Source organism: Geobacillus sp. FJAT-46040, assembly GCF_002335725.1.
Classification (GTDB): Bacteria; Bacillota; Bacilli; order Bacillales; family Anoxybacillaceae; genus Geobacillus; species Geobacillus thermoleovorans.
Genome location: NZ_NISS01000001.1, coordinates 1,862,527 through 1,884,831, shown reverse-complemented (window position 1 = coordinate 1,884,831; position 22,305 = coordinate 1,862,527). Strand labels below are relative to the sequence as shown.

Below are 22,305 nucleotides of genomic sequence, written 5' to 3'. Positions count from 1 at the left end.
GACGAAAATAGCGGGGAAACACAACCAATTTCAATGCGGGCGCCGCCCATTGCGGCGAAAAACGAATGCATGGAGAAACAGGAGGGGAAAAATGTGAACGATGCAGCAGTCAAAGTCGCGCGTGAACAACGACATCCGGCGGCACCGCCAAGCCCGAAGACGCGGCGGAAGCAGCGCTTTCGCCTGTCGCTGGCTGAAAAGATGCTATTTGTGTTGTTTTTCTTGTTTGTCTTCTATGCGGCGGTTCATATCGTCTCGAACCAAGTGCGCATTTACGAATTGAACAAAAGGGTGCAAAAGCTCGAGGCGTCGATTGACGAGCAGAAAAAGGAGAACAATGACCTATATGTCGAGGTGCAACGGCTGAGCGCGTACGAGCGCATTTTGCAAAAGGCAAAAGAGCTCGGTTTGTCGCTCAACGAAAACCATGTGAAAGTTGTGCAGGAATGATCGGCGATGGAGGCAAGAAAGCATCGCAACACCCATCAGGGAGCGTTCATCCTGTTTTGCCTGTTCGGCTTTCTCTTTTCTCTGTTGTTCGCCCGCTTTGTGCAGCTTGAATGGACCGGCAAAGCGGACGGCCAAACGCTGGCTGTGATCGCGGAGCGGCAGCATCAACAAACGCGGACGATCAAGGCGAAGCGCGGAACGATTTTCGACCGCAACGGCGCCATTTTGGCTGAAGATGTACCGTCGTATACGGTTGTGGCCGTTTTGGATCCGAAGATGACAACCGATCCAGATCATCCGCAACATGTGGTCGATCCGAAAAAAACAGCGGAACAACTCGCCCCGTTGCTTGGCATGGACGTCGAGGCGATGGAACGCATTTTGACCAAAAAAGCGAAGCAAGTCGAGTTTGGGGCCTACGGCCGCAACATCAGTTTTGAGCTGAAGCGAAAAATCGAAGCGCTCCATTTGCCAGGCATCGCTTTCATCCGCGACACGAGCCGGTTTTATCCGAACGGCATGTTTGCGTCGCACGTCATCGGCTATGCGCAAAAAAATGCAGCCAACGAAACGGTCGGCAAAATGGGAGTGGAAAAAGAGCTTGACCGGTATTTGCGTGAAGAAGACGGCTATGTGTCGTTTGCCGGCGACATAAACGGCTTCCGCCTCCCCGGGGGGAAAGAGCGCATTGTCAAGCCGGACAATGGGGCAAACGTCTATTTGACGATTGACGGAAAGATTCAATCGTTTTTGGAAGATGCGATGAACAGCGTCGAGAAGCAATACAAGCCGAAAAAAATGATCGCCATCGTCGCTGATCCAAAAACAGGGAAAATTTTGGCGATGGCGACGCGTCCGAGCTTTGACCCAAACAAGCGTGATATTACGAACTTTTTAAATGACGCCATTTCCTATCCGTATGAGCCGGGATCGACGATGAAAGTGTTCACGCTCGCGGCGGCCATCAACGAAGGAGTGTATAACGGCAACGAAACGTATCGCTCCGGTTCCTACAAAGTGGGGCCGAACACGATCCGCGACCATAACGATGTCGGCTGGGGGACGATCACGTTTAATGAAGGGGTGCAGCGCTCTTCAAACGTCGCCTTTTCGATTTTAGTGAAAGAAAAGCTTGGTGAAGATCGGTTTTTGCAATATTTGCACCGTTTCCATTTTGACCGGAAAACGGGCATCGATTTGCCGAACGAAGCGGTCGGACAAATCCGCTATCGCTACCCGATTGAACGAATTACGACCGGATTCGGCCAAGGGACATCGGTGACGCCAATCCAGCAAATCCAAGCGGCGACGGCGATCGCCAACGATGGGAAAATGATGAAGCCGTATGTCATCGAGAAAGTCGTCGACCCAGACAGCGGCAAAGTCGTGCTCGATCATGGGCCGACCGTGGTCGGCGAGCCGATTACGGCGGAAACCGCGCGCAAAGTGCGCGCCATTTTAGAGACGGTCGTCACGTCCGAGCACGGCACCGGCCGTCCGTACCAAATCAACGGCTACCGCGTCGCCGGCAAAACGGGGACGGCGCAAATTCCGTCGGCTTCCGGGGGCTATTTGACCGGACGGGAAAACTACATTTTTTCGTTTTTAGGCATGGCGCCGACGGATGATCCGAAGCTTCTCATGTATGTCGCGGTCCAACAGCCGCACCTCGATGTGACCGAAACCGGAGCGGCGCCGGTGTCGCAAATTTTTACGACGGTGATGAAAAGCAGTTTGCAATATTTGCATATTGAACCGAACGGGGAAAAACGAATGAAAGCAAAGACTGCCCAACCGCAGGCGCTTGATTCATGGATCGGCCAGCCGGCGGCTTCGGCAGCAGAGCAGCTGAAGGAAAAGGGATATGTGCCGGTCGTGATCGGCCGCGGCAAATATGTTGAGCAGCAGCTTCCGCAAGGCGGCGATCACGTTCTTTTGGGCGAACGGGTCGTGTTGAAAACGGACGGGGCGGCAACGATGCCGGATTTGCGCGGCTTCTCGCTGCGCGACGCTATGAAAGTGGCTCATATACTCGGCTTGCGGCCGAGCACGAAAGGGACCGGCTATGTCGTCAGCCAAAACATTCGTCCGGGATCGGAGGTGCGCAAAGGCGATTATTTAATTGTTGAATTGGCTCCGCCGAGCCAATGGGAGAAAGAGGCGGCGGAGAAGGAGAAAGAGGCGGCTTTACGGAAAGAAGCCGAGCCGCATGAATGATTTTTGCCGTTCTATAACGGGGCGTACAAGCATATAGTGGAACGAGCCCACCATGAAGGAGGTTCCGCCATATGCGCGTATCGTACGTTACCGTGCGCAAGCGGTTGACGATCGTGTTTTTGATCGGGATTTTGATCTTTGCCATTATCGATCTCCGTCTCGGCTACGTCCAATTTTGGCTCGGCGATCTATTAGCGGAACGGGCGAAAGGGCTATGGGGCCGGAACATTCCGTTTGAGCCGAAGCGAGGCGAAATTTTGGACCGCAACGGCGTCCCGCTGGCGACGAACATGAGCGCGCCGACGGTGTATGTCATTCCGCGGCAAGTCAAAAACCCGGCAGAGGCGGCGAAAAAGTTGGCCGGGGTGCTGGGCGGTTCGATCGAATCCATCTATAAACAAATCACGCAAAAAACGTCGATCGTCCGCCTGAAAGAAGGGCGGAAAATTTCCGATGAAAAAGCGGCGAATGTGCGCTCCCTCGACTTGGATGGGGTGTATATCGCGGAAGATACGAAGCGCTACTATCCGTTTGGCAGCTATTTGTCGCACGTGCTCGGCTTCACCGGCATTGACAACCAAGGGCTCACCGGGTTGGAGCTGTATTATGACAAGGAACTGAGGGGCGAGCGCGGCTCCGTGCAGTTTTATTCCGATGCGAAAGGTCGGCGCATGCCCGATATCGCTGATGACTATACGCCGCCGACTGACGGCTTGAATTTGGTGTTGACGATCGATTCGCGCATTCAGACGATCATTGAGCGCGAACTTGACATCGCGGAGGCGAAATACAATCCGGACGGCATCATCGCGATCGCCATGGACCCGAACACCGGTGAAATTTTGGCGATGGCGAGCCGGCCGACGTTCAATCCAGCGGATTACCGGAGCGTTCCTCCGGAAATTTACAACCGCAACTTGCCGATTTGGAGCACGTACGAACCGGGATCGACGTTTAAAATCATTACGCTGGCCGCAGCGCTTGAGGAACATAAGGTGAATTTGCTGAAAGACCATTTCTTTGACCCGGGCTACGCCAAAGTAGCCGGCGCTACGCTTCGCTGCTGGAAAAAAGGCGGCCACGGAGATCAGACGTTTTTGGAAGTCGTGCAAAACTCGTGCAACCCGGGGTTTGTCGAGCTTGGCGAGCGGCTTGGAAAGGAGACGTTGTTTCGTTACATTAAGCAATTCGGTTTTGGTGAGAAAACGGGCATCGACTTGCAAGGCGAAGGAACAGGCATTTTGTTTGATTTGAAACGGGTCGGGCCGGTGGAACTGGCAACGACGGCGTTTGGCCAAGGGGTGTCGGTGACGCCGATCCAGCAAGTCGCTGCCGTGTCGGCGGCAATCAATGGCGGTATTTTGTACACTCCGTACATTGCCAAGCAGTGGGTCGACCCGGAAACAGGAGAGATCGTCCGCCGCAACACGCCAAAAGCGAAACGGCGCGTCATTTCCGAGGAAACATCGAAACAAGTCCGCTACGCACTTGAGAGCGTCGTCGCTCAAGGAACAGGGAAAAAGGCGTATGTCGAAGGGTACCGCGTCGGCGGCAAAACGGGAACGGCGCAAAAGGCGCAAGGCGGCCGCTATTTGCAAAACAACCATATCGTTTCGTTCATCGGCTTCGCTCCGGCAGATGACCCGAAGCTTGTCGTGTACGTCGCCGTCGACAACCCGAAAGGAACGGTTCAGTTCGGCGGCACGGTCGCTGCCCCGATTGTAGGAAAAATTATGGAAGATAGTTTGCGCACGTTGGGCGTGAAGCCCCGCAAAGACCAGCTCGAGAAGGAGCGCGACTGGAACGAGCCGAAAGTCATTGAAGTGCCAAACTTGATCGGAATGACAAAAAATGATTTGCAAGAGCAGCTTTTTGACTTAAAATTAGATGTTAGTGGCGAGGGAGATGTCGTTGTGGAACAATCCCCGAAGCCAGGGGCGAAAGTGAAAGAAGGCTCAACGGTCCGCATTTATTTGGCGAAACGCGAAGCGGCGGAAGAACGGTAAGACACGGTAAGACGAACGTGCAAGGGGCGACCGATGCGATGACACATCGGGTTGGTTGTGCCCCTTTTTCCGCTGTCTGCCTAACGGAGCGGACGATTTCGAAGCGAAAGGGATGAACGAAATATGAAACTGCTGACGCTGCTGTCACACTTGCCCGGTTTTTGGGTGCACCATGGAGGCAATCCCGATATCGTGGCGCTCGAAATGGACTCGCGCCGCGTTGCCCCCGGTTCTCTCTTTTTTTGCCTTAAAGGGTTTACAGTAGACGGACACGACTTTGCCGAGGAAGCGGTGGCGCGCGGAGCGGCGGCGATCGTGGCCGAGCGGCCGCTTTCCGTTGATGTTCCCGTCGTTCTTGTGTCGGACAGCCGGCGGGCGATGGCGATTTTAGCGGACGCGTTTTACGGGCGGCCGACCCACCGCCTTCATTTAATCGGAGTGACAGGCACAAACGGCAAGACGACGACAACGTCGATCATCGAACAAATCGCGAGAAAAGCCGGCAAGAAAACAGGGCTCATTGGCACGGTTCACATCAAGGTCGGCGACCGCTCCTATCCGGCGGCCAATACGACGCCGGAGTCGCTCATTTTGCAGCGCACGTTTAAACAGATGGTCGATGAAGGAGTGGAGTTTGTCGCCATGGAAGTGTCGTCGCACGCGCTGCACCAAGGGCGGGTGCATGGCTGCGATTACGATGTGGCCGTCTTTACGAACTTAACGCAAGACCATTTGGATTATCACGGGACAATGGAAGAATATCGGAACGCCAAAGGGCTTTTGTTTGCCCAGCTCGGCAACCGCTACGACGAACGGCGGCCGAAATTTGCCGTTCTCAATCATGACGATCCGGTTTCGCAGTATTATAAACATATGACGGCCGCGCCGATCGTCACATACGGGATGAGGGAAAAAAGCGATGTGATGGCGGAACAGATCCGCATGACCGCAGGCGGCATGGCGTTTCGGCTTTGCACGCCGCACGGATCGGCGGCGGTCGAAACGAAACTTGTCGGCTCGTTCAATGTCTATAACATTCTCGCCGCTGCCGCTGCCTGCCTTGCCTCTGGCTTTTCGCTTGAAACGATCGCCGCGGCGCTTGCGGATGTCGAGCCGGTGCCGGGGCGGTTTGAAACGGTTGATGAAGGGCAAAACTTTACGATCATCGTCGATTACGCCCACACGCCGGACAGTTTAGAAAATGCCTTAAAAACGGTGCGTCAATTGGCGAAGCGAAACGTGTATGTCGTCATCGGCTGCGGCGGCGACCGCGACCCGTCGAAACGGCCGCTCATGGCGCAGGTGGCGGTGCGGTATGCGGATGTCGCTATTTTTACCTCCGACAATCCGCGTTCGGAAGACCCGAAGCAAATTTTGCGCGACATGGAAGCGGGAGTAAGCGCTGAGATCGGAAAGCATGTGACGATTCCTGACCGTGAAGAGGCGATCCGCTACGCCATTGGCCAGGCGCAGGAAGGCGATGTTGTGTTGATTGCCGGCAAAGGGCATGAAACGTATCAAATCATTGGCAACGATGTGATTGAGTTTGACGATCGCGCTGTTGCCCGAGCGGCAGTGAAGGAGAGAGGATGACCATGATCGCATACAGGACGGTGCAATCGATGGCGGTGGAGGCGCGCGGCATTGTTGATGAAACGATCCGCTTTCACGCCGTGTTCGTCAACCCAGCCAAACAAGTGAAAAAAGGGTTGTTCGTTCCGCTCGAAAACGGGGCGGAAACATTGAAAACGGCGATTGAACACGGAGCGATCGCTTCATTTTGGCGTCTGGGAGAGCCGTTGCCGCGCTACATTCCAAATCAATTTCCGATCTTTTTCGTTCCGTCGCCGCTCGAGGCGGCAGCGGCATTGTTCGAGCGATACTTGGAGCAAGACCGTGCAGAGGGTGTGCAGTTTTTCTTCGCTCTTCCTGAAGACAGCCCCCTTGCTGGCGAGGCTGTGCGCCGCCGACTGGCGGAATTGGAGAAGCGATGGCTGGACGCTCGGCCGTTTAAAGGATGTGACGATGCATGCCAGAACAAGTGATCGTGATTGCCATGGCGGTTTCCTTTCTCATCACTGTCGTTTTGTCGCCGCTGTTCATCCCGTTTTTGCGGCGGTTGAAATTCGGACAAAGCATCCGCGAGGAAGGGCCGAAGTCGCATCAAAAAAAATCGGGCACCCCGACGATGGGCGGCATCATGATTTTGTTGGCGATTGTGGCAACGACCTTATGGATCACACCAAAAATCGCCGGCTTGTCGACGAGGACGTATTTGCTGTTGTTGGTCACCGTCGGCTATGGGGTGCTCGGCTTCCTCGACGATATGATCAAAGTCGTGATGAAGCGAAATCTTGGCTTGACGAGCCGGCAAAAATTTATCGGCCAGCTCCTTATCGCAGCCATCTTTTTTGCCGTCTACCGCCAAAGCGGCTTTTCGACGGTGTTACATATTCCCGGCGCCGATTGGTCGGTCGACCTCGGATGGGCGTACGGCGTGCTCTTGTTGTTCATGCTTGTCGGCGGTTCGAACGCTGTCAACTTGACCGACGGGCTTGACGGGCTGCTTGCCGGAACGGCGGCGATCGCCTTTGGCGCTTATGCCGTCTTGGCTTGGAATCAAGGCCAGTACGATGTCGCTGTATTTTGCGTCGCTGTTGTTGGCGCCGTGCTTGGCTTTTTAGTGTTTAACGCCCACCCGGCGAAAGTGTTTATGGGCGACACCGGCTCGCTCGCACTTGGCGGGGCGATCGCCGCTGTCGCTGTCCTGACGAAGCTTGAGCTGTTGCTTGTCATCATCGGCGGTGTGTTTGTCATCGAGACGCTGTCGGTCATCATTCAAGTGGCTTCGTTCAAAACGACGGGACGGCGCGTGTTCCGCATGAGTCCGCTTCATCATCATTATGAGCTTGTCGGCTGGTCAGAATGGCGGATCGTTGTGACGTTTTGGGCCGTCGGCCTTTTATTTGCGATGCTAGGAATTTATATCGAGGTGTGGATGTAATTGAAACCGACTCGTTTTTATCAACATCGTCGTGTGCTTGTCATTGGATTGGCGAAAAGCGGAGCGGCGGCAGCTCGGCTTCTTGCGGAGTTAGGCGCTAAGGTCGTCGTCAATGATCAAAAGCCGCTTTCGGAAAACATGGAGGCCAAGCAGCTTGAACCGCTGGGCATTCGCGTCGTTTGCGGCGGTCATCCGCTTGAACTGCTTGATGAGCCGTTTGACCTTGTCGTGAAAAACCCGGGCATTCCGTACACGAACCCGATGGTGAAAAAGGCGCTTGAGAAGGGGCTTCCGGTTGTGACCGAAGTGGAGCTTGCTTATCACATTTCCGAAGGGCCGTTTATCGGCATCACCGGGTCCAACGGAAAAACGACGACGACGACGCTCATTTACGAAATGTTAAAAGCGGACGGCCAAGATCCGCTGCTTGCCGGCAACATCGGCCTTGTCGCCTGCGAGGTGGCGAGGGAAGCGAAGCCGGGGCAATGGCTTGTCACGGAACTGTCTTCGTTCCAACTTGCCGGCATTGACAAGTTTCGCCCAGCCATTGCGGTTTTGCTCAATATTTTCGACGCCCACTTGGACTACCACGGAACGAAAGAGGCGTATGCGGCGGCAAAGGCGAACATTTTCCGCAATCAAACGGAGCGCGATTATGCCGTCGTCAATGCCGACGATCCGCTCGTGATGAACATTGCCTCCTCGGTTCGATCGCAAAAAGTGCTGTTTTCGGCGACGAAGCTTCTTGGCGAAGGGGCGTACGTTCAAGATGGCGCCATCTATTGGAACGGTGATCCAGTTATCAGAATCGCTGACATCGTTCTTCCTGGACAGCACAATTTGGAAAACATTTTAGCGGCGGTGGCGGCCGCCAAGCTGGCCGGCGCCAGTGATGAGGCGATCCGCCAGGTGCTGGCGACGTTTTCCGGCGTGAAACATCGGCTTCAGTATGTGGCGGAAATTGACGGCCGGCGGTTTTACAACGACTCGAAAGCGACGAACATCTTAGCGACGCAAAAGGCGCTTTCAGCGTTTGCCGGCGAGCCGGTCATTTTGCTCGCTGGCGGGCTTGACCGCGGCAATGAGTTTGATGATCTTCTCCCGTATTTGCAACAGGTGAAGGCGGTCGTACTGTTCGGCCAGACGGCGGATAAAATCGGCCGCATCGCCCAAAAAACGGGAATAGAAACGATCCGATATGTCGATAATGTGGAAAAAGCCGTCCCGGTTGCTTTCGAGCTTTCCGAGCCGGGCGACGTCATTTTGCTCTCTCCAGCATGCGCCAGCTGGGATCAATACAAAACTTTCGAGGAGAGAGGAGACATTTTTATCAATGCCGTGCATAAGTTGAAATAGAGGGAAAGGGACAGCCCTTCCCCTCTAGTTTACAAAAATAGAGGTGTTGGGCATTGCCGCGGAAAAAGTCTGCGCCGGATTTTTTGCTCATTCTTTTGACGTTTTCGCTCTTGGCCATCGGACTTATTATGGTGTACAGCGCGAGCGCCATTTGGGCGGAATACAAATTCAACGATTCGTTTTTCTTCGCCAAGCGCCAGCTATTGTTTGCGGGCGTCGGCATTATCGCTATGTTTTTTGTCATGAACATCGATTATTGGGTGTGGCGCGACTGGTCGAAAGTGCTGCTTGGCGTCTGTTTTGTGCTGCTCGTTCTTGTGCTCATTCCCGGCATCGGCATGGTTCGCAACGGGTCGCGCAGCTGGATCGGCGTCGGGGCGTTTTCGATCCAGCCGTCCGAGTTTATGAAGCTGGCTATGATCGCTTTTTTGGCCAAATATTTATCGGAAAACCAAAAAAAAATTACGTCATTTAAACAAGGACTGTTGCCGGCGCTTTTGCTTGTGTTTGCCGCGTTCGGCATGATTATGCTGCAGCCGGACTTAGGAACGGGCACCGTTATGGTTGGTACGTGCGTGACGATGATTTTCGTCGCCGGCGCCCGTCTCAGCCATTTTGCCGGGCTTGGCGTTTTGGGGCTCGCTGGGCTTGCCGCCCTCATCCTGTCGGCTCCATATCGAATCAAGCGGATTACATCGTTTTTAAACCCATGGGAAGATCCACTTGGAAGCGGATTTCAAATCATCCAGTCGCTGTACGCCATTGGGCCTGGCGGCTTGTTCGGCCTTGGGCTCGGGCAGAGCAGACAAAAGTTTTTTTACTTGCCGGAGCCGCAAACCGACTTTATTTTCGCCATTTTAGCTGAAGAGCTCGGCTTTATCGGTGGTTCACTCGTTCTCCTGCTCTTTGCTCTTCTTCTTTGGCGCGGTGTGCGCATTGCCCTTGGCGCCCCTGACTTGTACGGAAGTTTTTTGGCGCTTGGCATTATTTCGATGATCGCGATTCAAGTGATGATCAATATCGGCGTTGTGACGGGACTGATGCCCGTTACCGGCATCACGCTCCCGTTTTTAAGCTACGGCGGATCGTCGCTGACGTTGATGTTGATGGCCATCGGCGTGCTGCTTAATATCAGCAGGCATGCCCGGTATTAGGCAAGCGGCGGATGTCCGCCGTTTTTTTGGCGTCTCTCGAACGCAGCCCATCGTCGAACGGTGCCGGCAAATGCGATAAAAACAGGCTCTCTCTTGCATTCATTTGTGATATAATGAAAATAAGTGCAAAAACAAAGAAACGGCAGCGGATGCCGTTTGTTTTTATACCGGTCGTTTCAGCGCGGGCTTTGAAGAAGAAAGCGGGGAATGCGATGGAAAAGGGAAAAGTCGTCGTCTTGGAGGACCGCGTGCCGAAACTGAAGGAGCGGCGCCGCCAGAGAGCGAACCGCCGGCTCATTGCGTACTTATCTTTCTTTTTTCTATTTATTTTGTGCGTCCTTTACTTCCAGTCGCCGCTTGGCGCTGTCGGGCATGTGGAAGTGAGCGGCAACCGTCATCTCACAGCGGAGCGCATCATCAGCTTAAGCGGCATTACGAAGCGGACAAGCTTTTGGAAAGTGAATGAACAAAACGTGGAAAAAAAGCTCACTCGCCATCCAGAAATTAAGGAGGCCACAGTGGAAAAACAGCTGCCGAACACGATCGCCATCCACGTCCGCGAATGGCGGCGAATCGCTTATGTGTATGACCGGCAAACGTTTTTTCCATTGCTTGAAAACGGGCGGCTGTTAAAGCAAGAAGGGACGAAGACGGCGCCAAGCGATGCGCCGGTGCTTGTCGGCTGGAAAGACGGCGACGCCATTGCTGAAATGACGGGGCAGCTCGCCGAACTGCCTGCGGCCGTGCTGGGCGCCATGTCGGAAATTCACTACAAGCCGACGAGGGAATATGAAGACCGCGTCATCGTCTACATGAATGACGGTTATGAAGTAAGCGCGACAATCCGGCAATTTGCGGACAAGCTGTCGCATTATCCTGCGATTGCCGCCGCGCTTGACCGAAACGTCAAAGGAGTCATTCATTTGGAAGTCGGCAGCTATTTTGTTCCTTACTCCCCCCCGAAAAAGGAGGATGGCGATGAAACGACAAGCCCGTAGCCGCCTCCTGCTGACGTTGATCTGCTTGATCTTCGGCGCCATGCTCGGGTTCTCGTACCAACATGCGAAAAACGAAGCATCCCGCCGCGAATGGAGCGACAGCGAGTGGAAAAAAGAGTACGAATATCGCTCGGCGCTTCTTGCTTTGCAAAAAGAAAACCGGTCGCTCAAGCAGCAGCTTGTCAAAAAGCAGGAGGAGCTGGCTGCGTGGGAGAAGAAGCTGGCCGAGGAGCAGGAGAACGAGGCCGGATTGGCAAAAGAAGCGGAACAGCTGCGCATGCATGTCGGAAAAGCGAGGGTGAAAGGGAAAGGTGTAGCAGTCACCCTTTCCGATTCCTCTTATATCCCCTCTGAAGCGAGCGCTACCAATTATATCGTTCATGAACAGCACGTATGGAAAGTTGTTCACGAGTTGCTCATTTCCGGCGCCGAAGCGGTCGCTATTAATGGGCAGCGCATTTCCCACCGTTCATACATCGTCTGCAACGGCCCAGTCATTGAGGTCGATGGAACGCAGCATGCCGCTCCGTTTGTCATTTCGGCCATTGGCAATCCGGACGTGCTCATGTCCGCTCTAGAGCTTCCCGGCGGCATCGTCGACGAACTTGTCGAAGACCTTATCGACGTAAAAGTGGAAAAGCAAGGAGCGATCGTGTTGGATCCGGTGTTTGCGCCCGAGCCGTAAAACGGGCGGAAAGGGGCGGTGAAGCGCATTGGAACGGAAAAATCGATTCTATTTTGCCGGCGTAGCTGCCATATTCGGTGTGATGCTGGCCGTCGGGCTTCGGACGACGCTGCATCCGGAAGGACGCGACACGCGCGACATTTGGGAGTTGCGCGCCGATTTGACAAAAGAGCAGAAGCTTGAACAACGGCTGCTTGAGGAGCTAGAGAGTTACGAGGAAACATTGCGCCGCTACCGGCGGGAACACGAGGCGGGCGGCGCGACAGAGCTTGAAGCGACAGTCGCGAAGCTGAGGGAAGAAGCCGGGCTGACAGAAGTGAGAGGAAGCGGTCTCGTGTTGACGATCGCGCCGCTTTCGGCGGCCAGCTACGTTGGTCCGGCCGTTGCCGCCGTATCGCCCGAGCTATTGCAACGGTTAGTGAATGAGTTGAACAAATACGGGGCGAAAGAAATCGCCATCGACGGTGAGCGACTGACGAACCGGACGGCCATTCGCGATGTCAATGGCGCAACGAAAGTCGGGAGCCGCTCAGTGAGGCTGCCAGTCGAAGTGAGAGCAATCGCCGATGATGCGGACAAGCTGTACAGCGGGCTCGCCGTTTCGCCGATCCGCGATGATTTCGCCGTGGAAAACTTGGAGCTGTCAATATCCAAGCCCCAGCCGCTCGTTGTCATTCCGCCCGCGGCTAGCCGCCCTGATGTGAAATACATGGAGACAGCGAACGGCGGCAAGGAGGAGAAATAGCATGTGGCTTCCGCTTCTCGGATTGCTTCTTGGGTTTGCCATCGGCGTTTTCGCCGGCTGGGAAGTTCCCGATGAATATTCCAATTATTTGTCGATTGCCATTTTGGCCGCCTTTGATACATTAATCGGAGGATGGCGCGCCCACCTGCAGCGGACGTACGACGAAACCGTATTTATAACCGGTTTTTTTTTCAACATTGTTCTGGCCGCAACTTTAACTTTTCTTGGGGTGCATCTTGGTGTAGACTTGTATTTAGCGGCTGTGTTCGCCTTCGGCGTCCGCTTGTTTCAAAACATTGCCATCATCCGCCGCCTTTGGCTTGCTGAGTGGGCCAAGCGGCGGTACAATCGCGAAAAAAGTTAGGCAAAAGACAGGGAAAGTGTTTTCGCGTGTTGAATTATATAGGGTAAAACAAAATATAGTGTTGTTGCGAAACTCGCAAACTAGACATAGACCAATAGACAAAGAGATGGGAAATTTCAGCCGAAAAAGGAGGTGTCGCTGCTTACTGAAACGCCGGCCGGCACCGGCGCGTTTTTAGTAGGCAGATGCCAAAAAATGAGCAGCAATGAGATCGTCGTTAGCCTGGATGTCGGAACATCGAGCGTGAAAGTCATCATCGGGGAAATGCTAGGCAGCTCCATCAATATTATCGGGGTGGGCAATGTCAAAGCGGAAGGGCTCAAAAAAGGGGCGATTGTTGATATAGATAAAACGGTGCAGTCGATCAGACGGGCCGTCGAGCAAGCGGAGCGGATGGTCGGTTTATCGATCCGCCGTGTGATCGTCGGGGTGGCCGGCAGCCATATCCAGCTCCATGACTGCCACGGCATTGTCGCCGTCGCGAGCGAAAACCGGGAAATCAGCGATGAAGATGTCGCCCGCGTCATCGATGCCGCGCAAGTCGTCTCTATTCCTCCCGATCGGGAAATCATCGGCGTCGTTCCGCGCCAGTTTATCGTCGACGGGTTGGACGGCATTCATGATCCGCGCGGCATGCTCGGCGTCCGCTTGGAAATGGAAGGCACTATGGTGACTGGTGCGAAGACGGTATTACATAATCTTCTTCGCTGTGTGGAGCGGGCAGGCTTGGAAATCAGCGATATTTGTCTTCAGCCGCTGGCGGCCGGTTCGCTCGTGCTGTCCGATGACGAACGGCATTTGGGGGCGGCGCTCGTTGACCTGGGAGGCGGCTCGACAACGGTCGCTGTCTTTGAGCAAGGGACGTTGCAAGCTGTCTCTTCGCTGCCGGTCGGCGGGGAGCACATTACGAAAGACTTGGCCATCGGATTGTGGACGACAACGGACGATGCCGAAAAAATCAAACTGAAGCACGGACATGCATTTTACGACTACGCTTCGGAGGAAGAAGTGTTCAGCGTGCCGATCATGGGCACCGATCAACAACAGCAGTTCAGCCAGCTGGAGATCGCCGATATTATTGAGGCGAGACTGGAAGAAATTTTGCAAATGGTTCAGCAGGAAGTGCGTCGTCTCGGGTTTCGCGATCTCCCCGGCGGCTATGTGCTGACCGGCGGCGTCGCCAATATGCCAGGGTTGCTTGAGCTGGCCCACGTCGTTTTAGGGACGAGCGTCCGCATTGCCATGCCGGATTATATCGGTGTGCGCGACCCGCAGTATACGATCGGCGTTGGCTTGCTCAAGTTCGCCTACCGGCAGGCGCAGCTGCAAGGGAAAACGGTCCCGGTTGCCGCTGCGGTGGAGCCGGTCGAGCGCTCCTCGCCAAAACAGCAGTCGAAACCGAAAAAGAAAGAAGACCATTTTGGGAAGAAGGTCAAGAGATTTTTTGGTTCTTTCTTTGAATAGAGATTGAAATTTTAGGAGGATTTGGCCATGTTGGAGTTTGAGACAACAGTCGATCAGTTGGCAACGATCAAGGTGATTGGAGTCGGGGGCGGCGGCAACAACGCCGTCAATCGGATGATTGAGCATGGGGTGCAAGGTGTAGAGTTTATTGCGGTCAATACGGATGCACAGGCGCTCAACTTGTCGAAGGCGCCGATCAAGCTGCAAATCGGGGCGAAGCTGACACGCGGCTTGGGCGCGGGGGCAAACCCAGAAGTTGGAAAAAAAGCAGCTGAGGAGAGCAAAGAGCAAATTGAAGAAGCGCTTCGCGGCGCCGATATGGTGTTTGTCACCGCTGGCATGGGCGGCGGCACGGGAACTGGCGCTGCCCCGGTCATCGCCCAAATTGCGCGCGAGTTAGGGGCGCTTACGGTCGGCGTTGTTACACGCCCGTTTACGTTTGAGGGGCGCAAGCGGGCGACGCAGGCCGCAAGCGGCATCGCCGCCATGAAAGAGGCGGTCGATACGCTCATCGTCATTCCGAACGACCGGTTGCTTGAGATTGTCGACAAAAATACGCCGATGCTTGAGGCGTTCCGCGAAGCGGACAATGTGCTGCGCCAAGGGGTGCAAGGCATTTCCGATTTGATCGCCGTGCCGGGGTTGATCAACCTTGACTTCGCTGATGTGAAGACGATCATGTCGAATAAAGGTTCGGCATTGATGGGGATTGGCATCGCCAGCGGCGAAAACCGAGCTGCTGAGGCAGCAAAAAAAGCCATTTCCAGCCCGCTGTTGGAGACGTCGATCGACGGCGCGCAAGGGGTGCTCATGAACATCACCGGCGGCATGAACTTAAGTTTGTACGAAGTGCAGGAGGCTGCCGACATCGTTGCTTCGGCGGCCGACCAAGAAGTGAACATGATCTTCGGCTCCGTTATTAATGAGAACTTAAAGGACGAGATCATCGTGACGGTCATTGCGACCGGATTCAACGAAAACGTCGCTTCGCAGCCGCGGCCGCCGCGCATTGGCATCGGCACTGTGCCGAAAGCGGCGCCGGCGCCAAAGCGGGAAAAGCGCGAAGAGCCAATACAAGACTATGCGGCGCTCCGCTCGGGGCAAGCAGAAGATCCGCTTGACATTCCCGCTTTCTTGCGCAACCGCAACCGCCGCCGCTAGATGGCGAAACGAGGGTGTCCCAAAAGCAACGGGACACCCTTTCTTCATCACAAGATGCATGCACGAACGTGCACGAAGCACTTTGGTGAAACAATATATTGTATCTCTCTTAAAGAAAGACGATCTTTTGAGACAGCCTCGCTTTTCCGATTAGGACCAAAAACTTCTCGCGTTGGCCGCCCGCTCTCTCGCAACGAAAGGGCGAAAAAGAGAAGGCGGGCTAGGCTTTCGTGCCGGCCGATTTGATCCGCCGTGGTTCCCCCTGTTTTGACAAAACATCTCCTTTTTCACCGCCATCGATTGACAGACTTTCCCTCGCAAGGTGCTATATACTTGTTTCAGACAAAGCCGATATGGGCGGGGGAGGGGCTTGACGGTTGGTCGTCTATCTCGATGTGATTTGGCTGTTGAACGTCTGTTTTGACGCGTTGCTTCTTTGGCTGACGGCGCTCATGCTCAAGCGGCCGATCGTCTGGTGGCGTCTGTTGGCTGGGGCGTTGATCGGGTCGCTGCTTGTGGTGCTGCTGTTCACCCCGTTGTCCGCCATCGCCCAGCACCCGTTGGTAAAAGTAGCTGTTTCCGTGTTGATCGTGTGGGCCGCCTTCGGGTTTAAGCGCCCGCGCTATTTGCTTGAGAATATGCTGGCGTTTTACTTTGCCACGTTCGCCGTCGGCGGCGGCATGCTGGCGGTTCATTATGTTTTCGCGTACCAACTGTCCGTCCGCCAAGGAATGCTTCTCATGCGTCATCCCGGAGCGGGCGATCCAGTCAGTTGGCTGTTTGTTGTCATCGGGTTTCCGGTTTTATGGCTTTTTTCTCGCCGAAGGGTGGAGGCGATTCGCGAAAAAAAACTGCGGTTTGAATATATCATTGAGGTCAAGATCGTATGGGACGGGCGGCCGCTTATGCTGCGCGGCTTGATTGACAGCGGCAACCAGCTCGTCGATCCGTTGACAAAAACGCCGGTGATGGTAGTCGAACAGGAAAAAGCAAAGGCCGTGCTTCCTGAGGAGCTACTGGGTTGTCTCAGCTCTCCCATGATGCTGGCTTCCCCGCCGGAGCGGTGGGTCCATCGCCTCCGTCTCATTCCGTACCGTGCGGTTGGCAGCGGTCCACAAATGATGGCGGCGGTTAAGCCAGACCGCATTATGCTGCGGTACGAAAACGAATGGTTGGAAGTAGCGCAAGGGCTTGTGGCGCTAAGCGCTGATCCGCTGTCGACGGATGGGGAGTACGACTGCATCGTCCATCCGAAAATGGTGCAGGCGGGAAGAAAGCTGACCGCTTCGTAGGTTTTGTTAGTATATCATACTCACTTTTGATCCGTTTAGAAGGGGGATTTTCATGAGAAAATGGAAACTTCGCTTCATGAACTGGCTGTATAAGCTTTTGGCCAAGCTTGGCCTGAAGGCGGATGAAATTTATTATATCGGAGGCAGCGAAGCCCTCCCGCCGCCGCTGACAAAAGAAGAAGAGGAGCAGCTGATTGCCAGGCTCGCCGCCGGTGATGACACGGCAAGATCGCTTTTGATCGAACGCAATTTGCGTCTTGTCGTCTACATTGCGCGCAAGTTTGAAAACACCGGCATTCACATTGAAGATTTGATCAGCATTGGAACGATCGGCCTCATTAAGGCGGTCAACACGTTCAACCCAGAGAAGAAGATCAAGCTGGCGACATACGCGTCGCGCTGCATTGAAAACGAAATTTTAATGTATTTGCGCCGCAACAACAAAGTGCGGGCGGAAGTGTCGTTTGATGAACCGCTCAATATCGACTGGGATGGCAACGAGCTGTTGCTTTCCGACGTGTTGGGAACGGATGACGACGTGATTACGAAAGATTTGGAAGCGGATGTCGACCGGCGCTTGCTCTTAAACGCCTTGCGCCAGCTGAGCGACCGCGAGAAGCAAATTATGGAATTGCGTTTTGGCCTCTCCGGCGGCGAAGAAAAGACGCAAAAAGACGTCGCTGATTTGCTCGGTATTTCGCAATCGTACATATCGCGGCTCGAGAAGCGGATCATTAAACGGTTGCGCAAAGAATTCAATAAAATGATGTAGCGGGCGGCGGGAGCGAAATTCCGCCGCTTTTTCCGCGTCGGACAGGCTGTGCATATTTTTCCCTTCCAAGGAGATACTGAAAACTGACGACTTAGCATCTCCTGATGGGAGGGAACAACTTGACGAGGAACAAAGTCGAGATTTGCGGCGTAGACACTTCGAAGCTTCCCGTCCTCAAAAATGAGGAAATGCGTGAACTGTTTCGACGGATGCATGAGGGGGATTTGGAGGCAAGAGAAAAATTAGTAAACGGCAACTTGCGCCTCGTGTTGAGCGTCATTCAGCGCTTCAACAACCGAGGCGAATTTGTCGATGATTTGTTTCAAGTCGGCTGCATCGGACTTATGAAATCGATTGATAATTTTGACCTCAATCAAAACGTGAAGTTTTCCACTTACGCCGTGCCGATGATCATCGGCGAAATCCGCCGCTATTTGCGCGACAACAACCCGATCCGCGTTTCGCGCTCGCTGCGCGACATCGCCTACAAAGCGTTGCAAGTGCGAGAGCGGCTCATGAGCGAGACGGCGAAAGAACCGTCAACCGAGGAAATTGCCAAAGAACTCGGCGTCGCCCATGAGGAAGTGGTTTTTGCCCTCGATGCCATTCAAGATCCTGTTTCGTTGTTTGAGCCGATTTACAACGACGGCGGCGACCCGATTTATGTGATGGACCAGCTGAGCGATGAGCGCAACCGCGACAGCCAATGGATCGAAGAAATCGCCTTGAAGGAAGGGCTTCGGCGGTTGAATGAGCGGGAAAAAATGATCATCCGCAAACGCTTTTTCCAAGGAAAGACGCAAATGGAAGTGGCCGAGGAAATCGGCATTTCCCAAGCGCAAGTGTCGAGGCTCGAAAAAGCGGCGATCCGGCAAATGAATAAAAACATCCAAGTGTAACAGGCTGCAGGTGCAGCCTTTTTCTTTGGCACATAACTGCACATTTGGCTTCATATAGATGAAAAAGAGGGAGAGAGGAAAGGCGGGGAGAAAAACCGTGATGAGAATTTCCGAATTTCAGACGAAAGATGTCGTCAATGTAGCCAATGGGAAGAAGCTTGGCAATATTGGGGACATTGATATTGATTTAAATACTGGAAAAATCCGCTCACTCATTATTTTAGGCGCCGGAAAGATGCTCGGGCTGTTCGGCCGCGAAGAGGCGGTCGTCATTCCATGGCAGAACATCGTCAAAATCGGAGCCGATGTTATTTTAGTCCGCCTTCATGATTCCGATTAAACGGCTGGTGCAACGATTGGCCCCGTCGCTTGCAACGCGGCAGGACGATGTTGCAGACCTTTCCGCTTTTCGTGGGCAGATCGGCTATGCCGCCAGCGCGGTTTTCGGGCGGCAATAAGGGTTGGACAATTTCTGCGGCAATGTTTCGACAAAATCATAAATAAAGGTTATCATGGATAAACAAACTATGATAAAATAGGAAAAAAAGTGATAAAAAACTACAAAAAACAGCGTGAGGTTGACGCGAATGCCGGACATTTTTCAACAAGAAGCCCGCGGCTGGCTCCGCTGCGGTGCGCCTCCGTTTGCTGGAGCCGTCGCTGGATTGACGACGAAACATGGCGGGGAGAGCAAAGGGCCGTTCGCTTCGCTGAATATGGGGCTGCACGTCGGCGACGATCGCACGGTTGTTGTCGCCAACCGCGGGCGTTTGGCGCAATGGCTCTCATTCCCGCTTGAGCGATGGGTATGTTGTGAACAAGTGCATGGCGCCGACATTCGGAAGGTGACGAAAAACGAACGGGGGAACGGAGCGCAAGATTTCGCCACGGCGGTTCCAGGGGTCGACGGGTTGTATACAGACGAAGCGGAGGTATTGCTCGCGCTTTGTTTTGCCGATTGTGTGCCCATTTATTTTGTGGCGCCATCTGCTGGGTTAGTCGGCCTTGCTCATGCCGGGTGGCGGGGAACGGCGGGCGGCATCGCTGGTCACATGGTGCGGCTTTGGCAAACGCGCGAACACATCGCGCCGAGCGACATCTATGTTGCCATCGGACCTGCCATCGGTCCGTGCTGTTATACGGTTGACGACCGTGTCGTGGACAGTCTGCGCCCGACGATTCCTCCGGAAAGCCCGTTGCCATGGCGGGAAACAAGCCCAGGGCAATATGCGCTCGACTTAAAGGAAGCCAATCGGCTTCAGTTGATCGCGGCTGGCGTTCCGAACAGCCATATTTATGTGTCAGAACGCTGTACAAGCTGTGAGGAAGCGTTGTTTTTTTCCCACCGCCGCGACCGCGGAACGACTGGAAGGATGTTGGCGTTTATCGGCCGAAGGGAGGAGACGGCATGACGGTGCGCGACAACTTGGCGGCCATTCGCCGAGAAATCGAGGCGGCCTGCGCTCGCGTCGGCCGCGATCCGGCCGGCGTGCGCATCGTGGCGGTCACTAAATATGTCGATGCCGAGCGGGCGATGGAGGTGCTTGACGCCGGCATTGCCGACCTCGGCGAAAACCGCTCCGACCAATTGATTGAAAAGCATGCACGGATCGGAAATCAAGCGACGTGGCATTTCATTGGGACGCTTCAGTCGCGCAAAGTCAAAGACATTATTGATAAAGTCGATTACATTCATTCACTCGACCGCTTGTCGCTCGCGAAAGAAATTGAAAAACGGGCGGTGCGGCCAGTAAAATGTTTTGTGCAAGTGAACGTGTCGGGGGAAGTGACCAAACACGGGCTCGCCCCCGAAGAAACGATTCCGTTTATTGAACAACTTCGCGCCTTTTCGCGCATCGAAGTCGTCGGATTGATGACGATGGCGCCGCACACGGACGACGAAGCGGTATTGCGCGCTTGCTTTCGCCAATTGCGGATGCTGAAGGAACACGTTCAGGCGTTGGGAATGGCCCATGCCCCATGCACCGAACTGTCAATGGGCATGTCAAACGATTACACGATCGCCATCGAGGAAGGAGCGACGTTTGTGCGCATAGGCAGCGCGCTTGTTGGATCATTGTAGGAGGTGAAACCGGATGGGATTGATGAAAAAATTCCGTGATTATTTTTTAGAAGAAGACTACGAAGACTATGAAGAAGAATATGAGGCGCCACAGCCGGAAGAAGAGGCGCTGCCGAAGACGGCAGGCAAGGCGAACGTCGTCAGCCTGCAAAGCGTGCAAAAATCGGCGAAAGTCGTGCTTGCTGAGCCGAGGGTGTATGCGGAGGCGCAGGAGATCGCCGACCATTTGAAAAGCCGGCGCGCGGTCATCGTCAACTTGCAGCGCATCCAGCATGAGCAGGCGAAGCGGATCGTCGACTTTTTAAGCGGCACGGTGTACGCCATTGGCGGCGACATTCAGCAAGTCGGCACAAAAATTTTTTTATGCACCCCGGAAAACGTCGACGTCAGCGGCTCGATTTCGCTCGACGGCGAGGATGACAGACCGATGAAGAGGTGGTAGCTGTTGGATTATGTACTCACGTTTTTGACGACAGTGATTCAAGTGTACTCGTATGCGCTGATCATTTATATTTTAATGTCATGGTTTCCCAATGCGCGCGAAACGCGGTTCGGACAGATGTTGGCCGCTATTTGCGAGCCGTATTTGGAGCCGTTTCGGCGGGTCATTCCGCCGCTTGGCATCATTGACGTCTCCCCAATCGTCGCGTTTATCGTTCTTGAATTCGCGACGAGAGGGCTTCACGCCCTGTTCGACATTCTTCAGTCGCAGTTTTAACTTCGTTTTGCGCGCACGGCGCCGCCGCTCTCCGCTCGGCAGGCAAAAAGGCGGAAGGGCGAAACTCGCAGAGAGGAATCCGTTGTGGGTTCCTTTCTTCCATGAAAGCAAGGTGACGTCGAGTGGAGCTGTATCAGCATTTTCGCAAAGAGGAACATCCGTTCATTGATCAAGTGCTCGAGTGGAAGGAGATGGTGAGCCGTCAGTACGCTCCGAAGCTGACCGATTTTCTCGATCCGCGCGAGCAGCAAATCGTGCAAAGCATCGCCGGCGGTGCGGAAGATGTGCGCGCGTTCTTTTTCGGCGGCGCCCCGTTTGTCGAGCGGAAGCGGGTGTTTCTCGCTCCGCCGTATATCGATCCTGAGGAAGAGGATTATGGCATTGTACTGTTTGCCGTCCGCTATCCGGCGAAATTCGTTTCCCTTGAACATCGCGATGTGTTGGGGGCGCTGATGTCGCTTGGCTTGCGGCGCGGCAAGTTTGGCGATATTCTCATTCGGGATGGGGAAATTCAGTTTTTTGTTGCTGCTGAAGTCGCCGACTACGTCCGCTTGCATGTCGAAACGATCGGCAAAGCTCCGGTTGCGCTTGAGCCGCTTCCGTTGTCGGCAGCCATGCCGCTTGCCGAAACGTGGGAGGAAGGAACGGTCACGGTGTCTTCTCTAAGGCTCGATGCTGTGCTCGCTCAGGCGTTTCGCCTTGCGCGCGAGAAAGCGCGTGCGCTTGTTGAAAGCGGGCTTGTCAAAGTCAACTGGAAGGTGGTGGACAAGCCGGATTTCCTCTGCGGACCGGGCGATGTCCTGTCGGCGCGCGGTTTTGGCCGCTGCAAGCTGTTTTCGGTGGAAGGGCCGACGAAAAAAGAGCGCTGGCTCGTTCAGATTGGCCGACAAAAATAAGCAAATGACGGCAGGAAATCGGCAAACCATGTCGAATGAAA

The 22,305-nt window shown here is 54.4% G+C and carries 23 protein-coding genes; all 23 read left to right on the top strand.

Translation table 11 applies throughout. The features are described from left to right. Positions 1–93: 93 nt before the first annotated feature. The 23 genes from ftsL (at position 94) to CD000_RS09800 (ending at position 22,264) form a co-directional block, all read left to right on the top strand. Positions 94–450 carry a cell division protein FtsL gene (gene ftsL, locus CD000_RS09910; protein WP_096226274.1) on the top strand — a complete coding sequence of 119 codons (357 nt, stop codon included), beginning with the start codon at positions 94–96 and terminating at the stop codon, positions 448–450. Positions 451–456: 6 nt separating this feature from the next. Then, the gene (locus CD000_RS09905; protein ID WP_096225566.1) at positions 457–2,667 is read left to right on the top strand and encodes a penicillin-binding protein; all 2,211 of its coding nucleotides are present in this window, start codon (positions 457–459) and stop codon (positions 2,665–2,667) included. A 71-nt stretch (positions 2,668–2,738) separates the two neighbouring features. Further along, a complete protein-coding gene (locus tag CD000_RS09900) occupies positions 2,739–4,673 on the top strand; it encodes a stage V sporulation protein D (protein WP_015374355.1) in 1,935 nt (644 codons plus the stop codon). Positions 4,674–4,796: 123 nt separating this feature from the next. Continuing rightward, a complete protein-coding gene (locus tag CD000_RS09895; RefSeq protein ID WP_096225565.1) occupies positions 4,797–6,266 on the top strand; it encodes a UDP-N-acetylmuramoyl-L-alanyl-D-glutamate--2,6-diaminopimelate ligase in 1,470 nt (489 codons plus the stop codon). Beyond that, positions 6,263–6,718, top strand: a complete 456-nt coding sequence (locus CD000_RS09890; RefSeq protein ID WP_096225564.1) for a hypothetical protein — start codon at positions 6,263–6,265, stop codon at positions 6,716–6,718. The genes CD000_RS09895 and CD000_RS09890 overlap by 4 nt, the downstream gene beginning before the upstream one ends. Beyond that, a complete protein-coding gene (mraY, locus tag CD000_RS09885) occupies positions 6,703–7,677 on the top strand; it encodes a phospho-N-acetylmuramoyl-pentapeptide-transferase (protein ID WP_096225563.1) in 975 nt (324 codons plus the stop codon). Before CD000_RS09890 ends, mraY begins: the two co-directional genes overlap by 16 nt. Next, on the top strand, positions 7,678–9,033 hold the full coding sequence (gene murD, locus CD000_RS09880; protein ID WP_096225562.1) for a UDP-N-acetylmuramoyl-L-alanine--D-glutamate ligase: 1,356 nt from the start codon (positions 7,678–7,680) through the stop codon (positions 9,031–9,033). A gap of 53 nt (positions 9,034–9,086) precedes the next feature. Further along, on the top strand, positions 9,087–10,187 hold the full coding sequence (gene spoVE / locus CD000_RS09875) for a stage V sporulation protein E (RefSeq protein ID WP_011230619.1): 1,101 nt from the start codon (positions 9,087–9,089) through the stop codon (positions 10,185–10,187). 212 nt (positions 10,188–10,399) lie between these two features. Further along, on the top strand, positions 10,400–11,185 hold the full coding sequence (gene divIB, locus CD000_RS09870) for a cell division protein DivIB (RefSeq protein WP_198962501.1): 786 nt from the start codon (positions 10,400–10,402) through the stop codon (positions 11,183–11,185). After that, positions 11,166–11,870: a DUF881 domain-containing protein gene (locus CD000_RS09865; RefSeq protein ID WP_096225560.1), complete on the top strand. Its 705-nt coding sequence runs from the start codon at positions 11,166–11,168 to the stop codon at positions 11,868–11,870. Before divIB ends, CD000_RS09865 begins: the two co-directional genes overlap by 20 nt. A 28-nt stretch (positions 11,871–11,898) precedes the next feature. Continuing rightward, positions 11,899–12,615: a DUF881 domain-containing protein gene (locus CD000_RS09860; RefSeq protein ID WP_096225559.1), complete on the top strand. Its 717-nt coding sequence runs from the start codon at positions 11,899–11,901 to the stop codon at positions 12,613–12,615. A 1-nt stretch (position 12,616) separates the two neighbouring features. Beyond that, positions 12,617–12,979, top strand: a complete 363-nt coding sequence (locus CD000_RS09855) for a small basic family protein (protein WP_011230623.1) — start codon at positions 12,617–12,619, stop codon at positions 12,977–12,979. A gap of 195 nt (positions 12,980–13,174) precedes the next feature. Then, complete coding sequence (gene ftsA / locus CD000_RS09850; RefSeq protein WP_096226273.1) at positions 13,175–14,443, top strand: cell division protein FtsA; 1,269 nt, start codon at positions 13,175–13,177, stop codon at positions 14,441–14,443. A gap of 27 nt (positions 14,444–14,470) precedes the next feature. Continuing rightward, complete coding sequence (gene ftsZ, locus CD000_RS09845; protein WP_011230625.1) at positions 14,471–15,604, top strand: cell division protein FtsZ; 1,134 nt, start codon at positions 14,471–14,473, stop codon at positions 15,602–15,604. A gap of 377 nt (positions 15,605–15,981) precedes the next feature. Then, a complete protein-coding gene (gene spoIIGA, locus CD000_RS09840) occupies positions 15,982–16,896 on the top strand; it encodes a sigma-E processing peptidase SpoIIGA (protein WP_096225558.1) in 915 nt (304 codons plus the stop codon). A gap of 52 nt (positions 16,897–16,948) precedes the next feature. Further along, on the top strand, positions 16,949–17,668 hold the full coding sequence (gene sigE, locus CD000_RS09835; protein ID WP_011230627.1) for an RNA polymerase sporulation sigma factor SigE: 720 nt from the start codon (positions 16,949–16,951) through the stop codon (positions 17,666–17,668). A 119-nt stretch (positions 17,669–17,787) separates the two neighbouring features. Continuing rightward, positions 17,788–18,567 (top strand): RNA polymerase sporulation sigma factor SigG, encoded by a 780-nt coding sequence (gene sigG, locus CD000_RS09830; protein ID WP_011230628.1) that lies wholly within the window; start codon positions 17,788–17,790, stop codon positions 18,565–18,567. Positions 18,568–18,664: 97 nt separating this feature from the next. Beyond that, the gene (locus tag CD000_RS09825; RefSeq protein WP_096225557.1) at positions 18,665–18,907 is read left to right on the top strand and encodes a YlmC/YmxH family sporulation protein; all 243 of its coding nucleotides are present in this window, start codon (positions 18,665–18,667) and stop codon (positions 18,905–18,907) included. A gap of 247 nt (positions 18,908–19,154) precedes the next feature. Next, the gene (gene pgeF / locus CD000_RS09820; RefSeq protein ID WP_062898514.1) at positions 19,155–19,979 is read left to right on the top strand and encodes a peptidoglycan editing factor PgeF; all 825 of its coding nucleotides are present in this window, start codon (positions 19,155–19,157) and stop codon (positions 19,977–19,979) included. After that, positions 19,976–20,650, top strand: a complete 675-nt coding sequence (locus CD000_RS09815) for a YggS family pyridoxal phosphate-dependent enzyme (protein ID WP_096225556.1) — start codon at positions 19,976–19,978, stop codon at positions 20,648–20,650. The genes pgeF and CD000_RS09815 overlap by 4 nt, the downstream gene beginning before the upstream one ends. A gap of 13 nt (positions 20,651–20,663) precedes the next feature. Continuing rightward, on the top strand, positions 20,664–21,092 hold the full coding sequence (locus CD000_RS09810; protein ID WP_011230632.1) for a cell division protein SepF: 429 nt from the start codon (positions 20,664–20,666) through the stop codon (positions 21,090–21,092). Positions 21,093–21,095: 3 nt separating this feature from the next. Then, positions 21,096–21,368 (top strand): YggT family protein, encoded by a 273-nt coding sequence (locus CD000_RS09805; protein ID WP_011230633.1) that lies wholly within the window; start codon positions 21,096–21,098, stop codon positions 21,366–21,368. 122 nt (positions 21,369–21,490) lie between these two features. Next, positions 21,491–22,264 (top strand): YlmH family RNA-binding protein, encoded by a 774-nt coding sequence (locus CD000_RS09800; RefSeq protein ID WP_021321516.1) that lies wholly within the window; start codon positions 21,491–21,493, stop codon positions 22,262–22,264. The last annotated feature ends 41 nt before the right edge of the window (positions 22,265–22,305 follow it).

What these genes read in the sequence shown, in the direction of transcription:
- CD000_RS09905 (WP_096225566.1), top strand. Translation starts at nt 457, where the DNA reads ATGGAGGCAAGAAAGCATCGCAACACCCATCAGGGAGCGTTCATCCTG.
- CD000_RS09900 (WP_015374355.1), top strand. Translation starts at nt 2,739, where the DNA reads ATGCGCGTATCGTACGTTACCGTGCGCAAGCGGTTGACGATCGTGTTT.
- CD000_RS09895 (WP_096225565.1), top strand. Translation starts at nt 4,797, where the DNA reads ATGAAACTGCTGACGCTGCTGTCACACTTGCCCGGTTTTTGGGTGCAC.
- CD000_RS09890 (WP_096225564.1), top strand. Translation starts at nt 6,263, where the DNA reads ATGACCATGATCGCATACAGGACGGTGCAATCGATGGCGGTGGAGGCG.
- mraY (WP_096225563.1), top strand. Translation starts at nt 6,703, where the DNA reads ATGCCAGAACAAGTGATCGTGATTGCCATGGCGGTTTCCTTTCTCATC.
- divIB (WP_198962501.1), top strand. Translation starts at nt 10,400, where the DNA reads ATGGAAAAGGGAAAAGTCGTCGTCTTGGAGGACCGCGTGCCGAAACTG.
- CD000_RS09865 (WP_096225560.1), top strand. Translation starts at nt 11,166, where the DNA reads ATGAAACGACAAGCCCGTAGCCGCCTCCTGCTGACGTTGATCTGCTTG.
- CD000_RS09855 (WP_011230623.1), top strand. Translation starts at nt 12,617, where the DNA reads ATGTGGCTTCCGCTTCTCGGATTGCTTCTTGGGTTTGCCATCGGCGTT.
- ftsA (WP_096226273.1), top strand. Translation starts at nt 13,175, where the DNA reads ATGAGCAGCAATGAGATCGTCGTTAGCCTGGATGTCGGAACATCGAGC.
- ftsZ (WP_011230625.1), top strand. Translation starts at nt 14,471, where the DNA reads ATGTTGGAGTTTGAGACAACAGTCGATCAGTTGGCAACGATCAAGGTG.
- sigE (WP_011230627.1), top strand. Translation starts at nt 16,949, where the DNA reads ATGAGAAAATGGAAACTTCGCTTCATGAACTGGCTGTATAAGCTTTTG.
- pgeF (WP_062898514.1), top strand. Translation starts at nt 19,155, where the DNA reads ATGCCGGACATTTTTCAACAAGAAGCCCGCGGCTGGCTCCGCTGCGGT.
- CD000_RS09815 (WP_096225556.1), top strand. Translation starts at nt 19,976, where the DNA reads ATGACGGTGCGCGACAACTTGGCGGCCATTCGCCGAGAAATCGAGGCG.
- CD000_RS09810 (WP_011230632.1), top strand. Translation starts at nt 20,664, where the DNA reads ATGGGATTGATGAAAAAATTCCGTGATTATTTTTTAGAAGAAGACTAC.